Origin of the sequence: Algoriphagus faecimaris (assembly GCF_900101705.1) — a bacterium.
In the GTDB taxonomy this organism is placed as follows: Bacteria; Bacteroidota; Bacteroidia; order Cytophagales; family Cyclobacteriaceae; genus Algoriphagus; species Algoriphagus faecimaris.
Genome location: NZ_FNAC01000075.1, coordinates 1 through 8,369 on the forward strand (window position 1 = coordinate 1; position 8,369 = coordinate 8,369).

The following is an 8,369-nucleotide window of genomic DNA, read 5'->3' on the forward strand; positions in this document are numbered from 1 at the left end:
GCCCAGGTCAGAACCCAGCAAGCTTGTGAAAAGGTCCCCGCATTCCTAACCGCCGTTTATTCCATGCTTCTACTGGCCGCAGAATCTGCCAAAAATCAAGTCCTACCCAGGCCAAAGTGGTATAAATCAGAAAAATCGGTCCGTACAACAACTGGCGACATACTGAATCAATTTAGAGCAATAAACTGGGCTAATACTTCAAAAATCAATTTCTCCGACTTCGTTAACATCCAGAAAAAACTGCAAACACTTAAAAAATCTGATAATCCTATCCTGTCCGCATTATTTCACGCCAGGAATTAGCCAAACTTGAGACTAGGGATTTTAATCCCTAGAAATAATGAGTCAGTAGAAACTCAAAGAGTCCCATAGGGACGGTTTATATGCAATAAAATCCTAGATTAGATCAAGGCTGAACCCTCCGAGGGATTGGGTTTTGGCTATAGTTTTTGTCAATTCAAACCTTGGCTTCGATTAAGAAGAACCCTCGGAGGGTTTGGTTCAGTGCCCGGGGCAAGGCCTAGTGATTTGCCCCGTGGTGAGCAATTCGAACCACATCCCGGAGATTAGGAAAGTGCACGTGCTAAAGTCCCGTAGGGACGAACAATAAATTAACTAGGGATTTTAATCCCTAGAAAAAATGAGTTAATAAAAACTCAAAGAGTCCCATAGGGACGGTCCATATGCAATAAAATCTTGGATTAGATCAAGGCTGAACCCTCCGAGGGTAAAGGATTGTGCCTGATAGGTCGGTAAGGATAAATTAGGAACATTGATTTTCGGATTACAAATCCTACGATAATGGGTCGCGATTGCAAATCACGACCAGCCAGAATCTCAAATAAACACGAATGATAATGACCTAATGATAAATTCTGGTTTTGAAAAGCGCTGAAGGCGCAAGCTGTATCTGCCCCAAATTCAATTTGGGGTAAAAAAAGAAAGTCAAAACCAGAGCGCTGAAGGCGCGATCTTTGGCATTATTCGGATAAGATAATGGATCGCTATTGGAAATCACGACCAACCTGAACAGCCTGAGATCATAGGAATATAAATCCTTATCTAATGGCCGTGAACTAGCCTCATGACTTACACCCTACTTACTGTGTACTGCGACTGCCTAATCCTCCCTGTACTCCTTTGCCTTTTCCCTTTTCAAAACCCTTCACTTATCCTCACTTTTCATTGAGTTGTCCCAAAATTTTTCGGCTCATTTCTTAAACTGCTAAGCTTAGGAAAAAAAGCAATGAAACTCCTCTACCGACTCCACCTCCTCGATTTTGACCCAAAAGACGAAAAACAATGGCTTGTCCATTGGGACTTTATCCAAAAAGCAATCGCTACTTCCTCAAACTCCCTTTCTCTTAAGCTGAGAGGTAAAAAGCCCGCTGATTTATCAGCCCAACTTAAACTGAAAATCTACAAATACTTACTGAGAGGGCGCTATCGATGTACTCCTTTTGGCTACTGGGCAGGAGTAGGGCTGGCAAGCTGGCAAAAAGAGACCTTTCCTCTCATTGCTGACCTTGACTACACGATTATTTCAGAATTAACCCCATCCATACCCGATAATCAAGCTGAGGATGAAAAGCGATACAGGTTGGCCCCAGGCTTAATAGGAGAGGGTAATTTTTTCCATTATTGGAGCTATTGCAAAATAGAAGAAGGCTGGAGGAGAAGCTCTATTTCCAATATCAAAATGGTAGATGATCTGGTCAACCACCTAGTGACTGCTAAATCCATTAATCAGGCCGAATTTCTGGGTCTATTTTCTGATATTAATCCCAACACGGCGATATCAATTTGGAACTCATTTCTCGAATCAGGTTTACTCTTGGATGCTAGATTTCCTTCCATTGGCCCGAATACAGAAACCAAAGTAGCACCTTCTATTGATTTGAAAATTTCAAATTCCATTCATGTTTCTCAATCTATCCAAAATCAACTTGACCAATTTATAGCACAAGCAGGAGCCTTGTTTTCACCAGTCTCCAGTCCATTTATTCAAGAATTAAAAAAATGGTTTCTCTTTCATTATGATGATCGTTTTGTTCCATTAGCCCTTATGGAACAGTTAACTGAGATTCCTAAAATTTTCAAAACATCATCAGCCACCTCAGATTCCATCAACTCGGCATTGAAAGAAAGTTTCTGGGGAAATGTAAAGAAGATTGATCTTAAGGAATTATTCGAGCTCAAGCCTACTCAGTCCCTTGAACATATTCATTTGGTTTTCAAAGTAGGAGGCAAAAACAAAGTCTACATTGAAAATATTGCCAGTAATAGGCCCTTCGCTTATAGTGGCCGATTTAGCTTGGATGAAGAGATTTTCGATAATCTCAGGGATAATTTTCCCAAAGAGGATGAGCAGAATCATGTAATCTATGCAGATGTGTTACTTTTTGAATCCCAAAAATCAAATCTTATTTGTAGGCATAAAAACCCTTATTTCTATGTGATAAACCCATTTATAAAAGAAACCAAAAATAGGGTTTTGGGAATGGCAGATTTATGCCTCGGATTGAGAGATGATGAATTTATCCTCATCAGTAAAAGCCTGAGGAAGAGAATTATTCCCACGATTCAGCATCCATTAAACCCAACACATATTTCCTATTTTCCTTCTAGGTTGATCTGGGAAATTGCGCATCAACAGCAATTTAAGTTTTTACCCTATGTTCATCCTGCTTTTCAAGAAGGAAACTACCTCCCCGCTCTTTTTTGGGGAGATATTCAAGTCCAGGATAGAAGATGGAAATTGCAGATTAGTCAGTTTGATTCTGAGGAAAAGTTATGGAAGCATCTTCAACATGATCGAATACCTCCTGAGGTTTTGGTGGGGTATTTGGACCGGGAACTCCTGCTCAACTGGGAGGATCCAAGGGATTTGAAGCTCCTATGGGAGGAGTTGAAGATACATGAGGAATTATTCATTTACGCTTGCTCCTGGAAGAATGACAGCGGATTCCGAAAGGAAAATGGATCAAAAATGTATCCCCAATTTATCTATTCCAAGCTTTTAAAATCAACTACCTATCCTGATGCGAAACCCTATTTTATACATTTGGTTTCCACTCAGGACCCAAACTGGCTTAGCATCAGAATATTGATGGAAGATGAAGCCATTCCCATCTTTCTAGATCGGAGCCTTCCGCATATCATGGAGGAGTTGAATGACTTGTTTTTCCTTGAATCCTGGTATTTCTTGGTTTATAAAAGTCCTATGGCTGAGTTAAGACTGCGGGTGAAGTGCAGCCAACCCAATTTGAATAAACCCCTGTTTTCCAAATTAGAGCAACTGATCAAGAATTCTGCCTGGGTCAAGCATATTCTAAAAGCTGATTACTATCCTGAGGTAGGAAAATATGGGTCCAAGGGAATAGTGCAGTCTGAGTTGATTTTTTCCTTTGAAAGTAAATTGGTTTTAGGTTTCCTGCCGGATAAAACTAATTTCTGGTCAGAACTTGATCCAGTTTCGCATACCGAATGGGTGGTTCAGTTGTATTACCTTGTTATCACTGCCTCTCCCAAAGCCAAGGAAATGTTTTCCTTTATCAGAGATTTGGTGAAGGATATTCCATATCAAGAGCGTAGGAAGTTGAAGGAACTAGCAGATTTCAGGGTAGAATTGGAGATTTCTCAATCCATAAAAGATGCCTATTTGGCTATGTTTAGAAACCATGAATATTTTGATTCTGAAAAATCAATTTTGTTCGTATTCAATCATTTACATATGTGTTGCAACCGGATATTTGGTTTGGATGCTCCTCATCACGAGCAGGTTGTCATCTATAAGCTTTACCAGCGCTTGGGAAATGACCATTACTCAACTTCTTAATTTCTTACCAGCAGTTTGATTCATTGATGATTTGGAATTTGGTACAGCTAAGATCATTAGGCTATAAATTACATGCTTCTTTAAATGCCTTTCGGTACCGATAGCTCAAAGGAAGATTTTTGCCATTGCTTAATTCAACATTGTTTCCAACTATCCGTGTGACATAGGAGAAATTAACAATTATGGCATTGTGAACACGGATAAATAATTCTTCGGGGGCCTTAGATGCCCAGTCCTCCAAGGTGGATCTCTCTCTAAACGTTTGATTTTCAGAATAGAGGTAGGTGTAGTTTTTGATTTGTTCGATATAATAAATATCAATCCAATAGATTTTAAAAGAGCCAAAACTATCGGGTGTTCTTAGCATGACAAAGTTCAAGCTATGACCGGGGGAAGTCTTTCTTGGCTCAATAAATTTGGATTTCACTTTGTTTAAAAGATCCTTTAACGGAAGCGTCTTGACGGGTTTTACCAAATACCCTGCTACCGAAAGATTGATGCTGTCAAGGGCATATTTTTCATAGGCCGAACATACAATGACTGGGATCCCAATCTTTTCCATTTCCTCGGATATAATCAGCCCGTTCAGCTTATCCATTTCGATATCAGTCATTAAAATATCACATTCAAAATTTCTGGCAAGCTTGATTCCTTCTTTAGGGTCTGTTACCGCGAAGGATACTTTGTATCCGGGTATTCCTTTAAGCAAGCCTTTTAAATTTTCCAATTCAAAGAATTCATCATCGATTAATCCTAGTTTAACTAGACTCTTCATAGGGGATAGATAGTTTTACAGTAAAATGGGGTGGATTTTCTGTTAGGACGAGCTGACTAGCTGGGAAATGATGTTTAAGTAGTCTTTTGATGCTGGTCAAGCCAAACTTGGTGGATCGGGTGATTGGGTTTTCCTTGATTTTATTTTGTGTAAATAAAGTGAGGCGGCTTTCGCTTGAAAGCCAGTTTATTTTGATTTGAATGGGATGGAGGGGGTTTCTTATTTCCCCATGCTTAAAGCAGTTCTCAATCAAGGTGAGCAAAAGCATTTTGGGCATGGTTAGTTCTATTTTTTCCAGCAACTCCTCATCGATTTCGGCGATCAGCTGAAGCTCTTTTCCAAATCGAAGCCGCTGACTATGTAGGAATGAAATAATGGTGTTGATCTCCGCCGCCAAGGAATTAAATTCCTCATGATTCTGATAGGCGTAACTTAAAATATTGGTATAGTGCGTAATGTCCTTGAATAGATCTTCGGAATACCTTCTGGATTTGCCTGCTATGGACCCAATAATATTCATTAAAAAATGGGGGCTAAGCTGTAAGGACTGATGGGCTATGGACAGCTCCTCATATTTTTTTTCGGTTTTGGAGTTTTTTCCATATAGCAATACCCAAGCATGAAAGGCCCAGATTAAGGAGGTGAAGATAAAAAAATGAAACCACCTGATGCTTTCATCAAATAAATAAACCCTTAATGCCGCAGCTTCATTTATTTCGATCAGCAAGTAATATTTTGAAATAGTAATCAATGAAAGGTAAAATAATCCAATAGAAAAATATTGAATATTTCTTTTTTCAATGAAAAGACTGGTGATAAGCCAATAAAAAAATACAATACTGGTAAGGAACCCAAAAATGGCTGTAATCAAACCAAATTCTAAGCTCTTTGAGTCAAGATTGAAGACTTTTGTAAATCCAAAATCAACAAGGGAATAAAATATCCAAAAGAAGAACAAAAGCCATAGCGGTTTTTCGATAACCCTCTCAGATAGTTTAATTATCCCAGAAATTCTTCTGTTTGTCCCAGAAAATTGAAAAGATGGCAGTCCCCATATACTTTTCATGAAAAACAAATTTATGGTAAAACAACAATCTAGTAGGGATTTGAATCTACAAGTAGATCATTTCCCAATCCGAAGACACGCTGATGATGGGGGTAAAAGAGTAAAGCGGTTTACCACAAGCATTTTCCGAGAATGCCGCACCACCATTACCAGGGTTTAGTAAAGATGTAATGTAGTGATCGGTACAGGCCTAATACAGCAAGGAGCCTGTTTACAATCTTAATTAATCCTAAAGCTGCTTTAAAAAGCAAATACCGGATCGTCATTCCGGTGGGCAAGGCCCTTTTGAAACGGATTTCATTTAAAATGGAGTCCGTTTATTTTTTGGACTTTAGCCTTATGACCCAAATTGCTTCAGATCATCGACAGAGATACCATGATACGCCGCAAATTCTTGCAGACTGACCAGCTGATGTTTCGCTTTCTTGAAGTGCTTCCTGATTTGCTTTAAATTTTCATAAGCATAGGATTTACTTCGGCCTGTCATTGCCATGATATCCTGAGCATAGATGATTCTTCTTTCGTTAAGTATCATTTCTGTTCAGTTTTTAAAATCAGGTAACAGAATCCCAGGGGTAGATTGCTACCTTTTAACGTACTAAAAAGGCCTTTTCGACTATAAATATAATGTAATTTTTGTAAGAGTCTAATAGTCAGGTGTATTTTTCTACTAAAATTCCTTTGATAGCCTCATAAATACGTAAAATTTCATATTTAAAGGAAAATTTTTTCTCGAAGACTATTCAATCAATCCAGTTTTGGATAGTGAATTATTACTAACTAGCTATCATGACCAAGATCGATGGAATCTTCTCCAATTCAGAAGATTTGGATTTGCGAATAATATAAAAGTCCCAATCCATTTGTTTCTTGGATAAAAGACTATTCCTATAAGTTACGTTACAAGATGGGATAAGTGCTTTTTTTTCACTTGTCCCACTTTTTAATCGAGTTATCCCCGCTTTTTATTCAATTATCCCACTTTTATATTGAATTATCCCAGAAATTTTCGTGTCTAAAAAATAGTCTTGACTTTAGTCCCCACACTATTGGAGGGCTGGGTATGCGTTGGTTGAAATTAATTCCATCTATTTTCTTGATTTTAGTTTGGGTCTATACAGGCCTAGAAAAGTTCTTTCGCTTTGAATCAAGTCGAAAGGCTTTTCTCAATCAGCCTATGCCCAATGATTTGGAGGAAGTGTTGGCAATAGGAGTTCCTGCTTTGGAACTGCTATTGGCACTTTTGCTTCTTTTCCAAGTCAGTCGCTGGTGGGGCTATCTTGGTAGTCTTCTTCTCCTCTCAGTTTTTACCACCTATGTGGGATTGATTTGGGTTGGGGCCTTTCCCCGAGTACCCTGCAGTTGCGCCGGTTTTATGGAAAGCATGGGATGGGCAGAGCATTTTTTCTTGAATTTGGGATTGATGGGATTGGCGGTGTATGGGCTTAGGTCCAAGTCGGAAGACTTGAACCAGGTCGAAGGTCAGGGAACAGGAAACGGGGAATAGAGAATAGAGATTGAAGAATAAGAGATTGGAGAACAAGGAACAAGGAACAGAGAATAGAGGATAGGGAACAGGGAACAGGGAAAAGAGAATGGAAATTAAGAGATTGGAAAACAGGGAGGACCGAGCCTGCCTGAGGCAGATAAATCTGAAGACTTGAGTTAGGAAAATCTGACTATTCCGGTACCTACATAAAAAAACCTTCGAGGTCTGCTTTCCCGCTGTCTGGAAGGGGAATCGGATCAATAGGCTTCGGGGACGAAGACCTCAAAGGTTGGGATTAAAAAAATAGGGGTCAGCTGCTGTAAAACTGACCCCACAGCCTGGCGGATTAGACCATGGCTGCAAAAAATGATAAAAAAGAGGATTCATTTCTCTCAATGGCCTGGGTAGGAGAGACAGACCAGTACCGATGAATCCTTTTGGGAGATGCCGAAAACCCAGTTTAGAGTAGGCAATTAACCAAAACGGTTTCGCTCTTTTTGATGTGTTAAAAAAGGGTGCATTGTTATGAACAAACTAATGAGTAAGCTTCCGTTGCTGGCCTTTGTGCTGGCAGCATTTGCCGCGGTTGCGTTCACTTCCCCAAAAGCTAGCACAGGGGAGTATGGACTCGCCGGGGGCGTCTGGTATGATGTCACTGATATCGATCCGGATGAAGACACCTATGTCTGCAATCAGGATGAAACAGAAGACTGTCTTTTTGATCAGCCATTTGGAATGGGGCAACCCATTTCTACTGAACAGGAGAAAGTCTTTGTCGTCCAAAATGCGAGCAATCTTCGTATTGCTCAATAAGTTGGCAAGGTGGGCCGGGAATTAATCCCGGCCTCTCAAGTTTGGCTAATTCCTGGCGTGAAATAATGCGGACAGGATAGGATTATCAGATTTTTTAAGTGTTTGCAGTTTTTTCTGGATGTTAACGAAGTCGGAGAAATTGATTTTTGAAGTATTAGCCCAGTTTATTGCTCTAAATTGATTCAGTATGTCGCCAGTTGTTGTACGGACCGATTTTTCTGATTTATACCACTTTGGCCTGGGTAGGACTTGATTTTTGGCAGATTCTGCGGCCAGTAGAAGCATGGAATAAACGGCGGTTAGGAATGCGGGGACCTTTTCACAAGCTTGCTGGGTTCTGACCTGGGCTTCTCCGCAACCCAGAATAGTTTTCTCGTCTTTGAAGTTG

Annotated in this window: 8 protein-coding genes; 4 read left to right on the forward strand and 4 right to left on the reverse strand. The window is 39.8% G+C overall.

Annotated features, from left to right (window positions below; genetic code table 11):
- Together BLQ57_RS21395 and BLQ57_RS20265 are read left to right on the forward strand one after the other, a co-directional pair.
- The coding region (locus tag BLQ57_RS21395) for a hypothetical protein (protein WP_449353812.1) at positions 1-303 on the forward strand (303 nt) is incomplete at its 5' end.
- Positions 304-1,246: 943 nt separating this feature from the next.
- The gene (locus BLQ57_RS20265; RefSeq protein WP_087941456.1) at positions 1,247-3,838 is read left to right on the forward strand and encodes a thiopeptide-type bacteriocin biosynthesis protein; all 2,592 of its coding nucleotides are present in this window, start codon (positions 1,247-1,249) and stop codon (positions 3,836-3,838) included.
- Positions 3,839-3,899: 61 nt separating this feature from the next.
- Here BLQ57_RS20265 and BLQ57_RS20270 read toward each other — a convergent pair whose 3' ends face one another.
- The 3 genes from BLQ57_RS20270 to BLQ57_RS20280 form a co-directional block, all read right to left on the reverse strand.
- A complete protein-coding gene (locus tag BLQ57_RS20270) occupies positions 3,900-4,613 on the reverse strand; it encodes a LytR/AlgR family response regulator transcription factor (RefSeq protein WP_087941455.1) in 714 nt (237 codons plus the stop codon).
- On the reverse strand, positions 4,597-5,679 hold the full coding sequence (locus BLQ57_RS20275; protein ID WP_087941454.1) for a histidine kinase: 1,083 nt from the start codon (positions 5,677-5,679) through the stop codon (positions 4,597-4,599). The genes BLQ57_RS20270 and BLQ57_RS20275 overlap by 17 nt, the downstream gene beginning before the upstream one ends.
- A gap of 337 nt (positions 5,680-6,016) precedes the next feature.
- Positions 6,017-6,214: a hypothetical protein gene (locus BLQ57_RS20280; protein ID WP_087941453.1), complete on the reverse strand. Its 198-nt coding sequence runs from the start codon at positions 6,212-6,214 to the stop codon at positions 6,017-6,019.
- A gap of 528 nt (positions 6,215-6,742) precedes the next feature.
- Here BLQ57_RS20280 and BLQ57_RS20285 point away from each other — a divergent pair.
- Positions 6,743-7,186 (forward strand): MauE/DoxX family redox-associated membrane protein, encoded by a 444-nt coding sequence (locus BLQ57_RS20285; RefSeq protein WP_087941452.1) that lies wholly within the window; start codon positions 6,743-6,745, stop codon positions 7,184-7,186.
- A 519-nt stretch (positions 7,187-7,705) separates the two neighbouring features.
- Positions 7,706-7,981 carry a hypothetical protein gene (locus BLQ57_RS20290; RefSeq protein ID WP_139162845.1) on the forward strand — a complete coding sequence of 92 codons (276 nt, stop codon included), beginning with the start codon at positions 7,706-7,708 and terminating at the stop codon, positions 7,979-7,981.
- Positions 7,982-8,026: 45 nt separating this feature from the next.
- On the opposite strand, the gene BLQ57_RS21400 is transcribed toward BLQ57_RS20290, so the two are convergent.
- A partial coding sequence (locus tag BLQ57_RS21400) for a hypothetical protein (RefSeq protein WP_449353813.1) occupies positions 8,027-8,369 on the reverse strand: 343 nt, incomplete at its 5' end.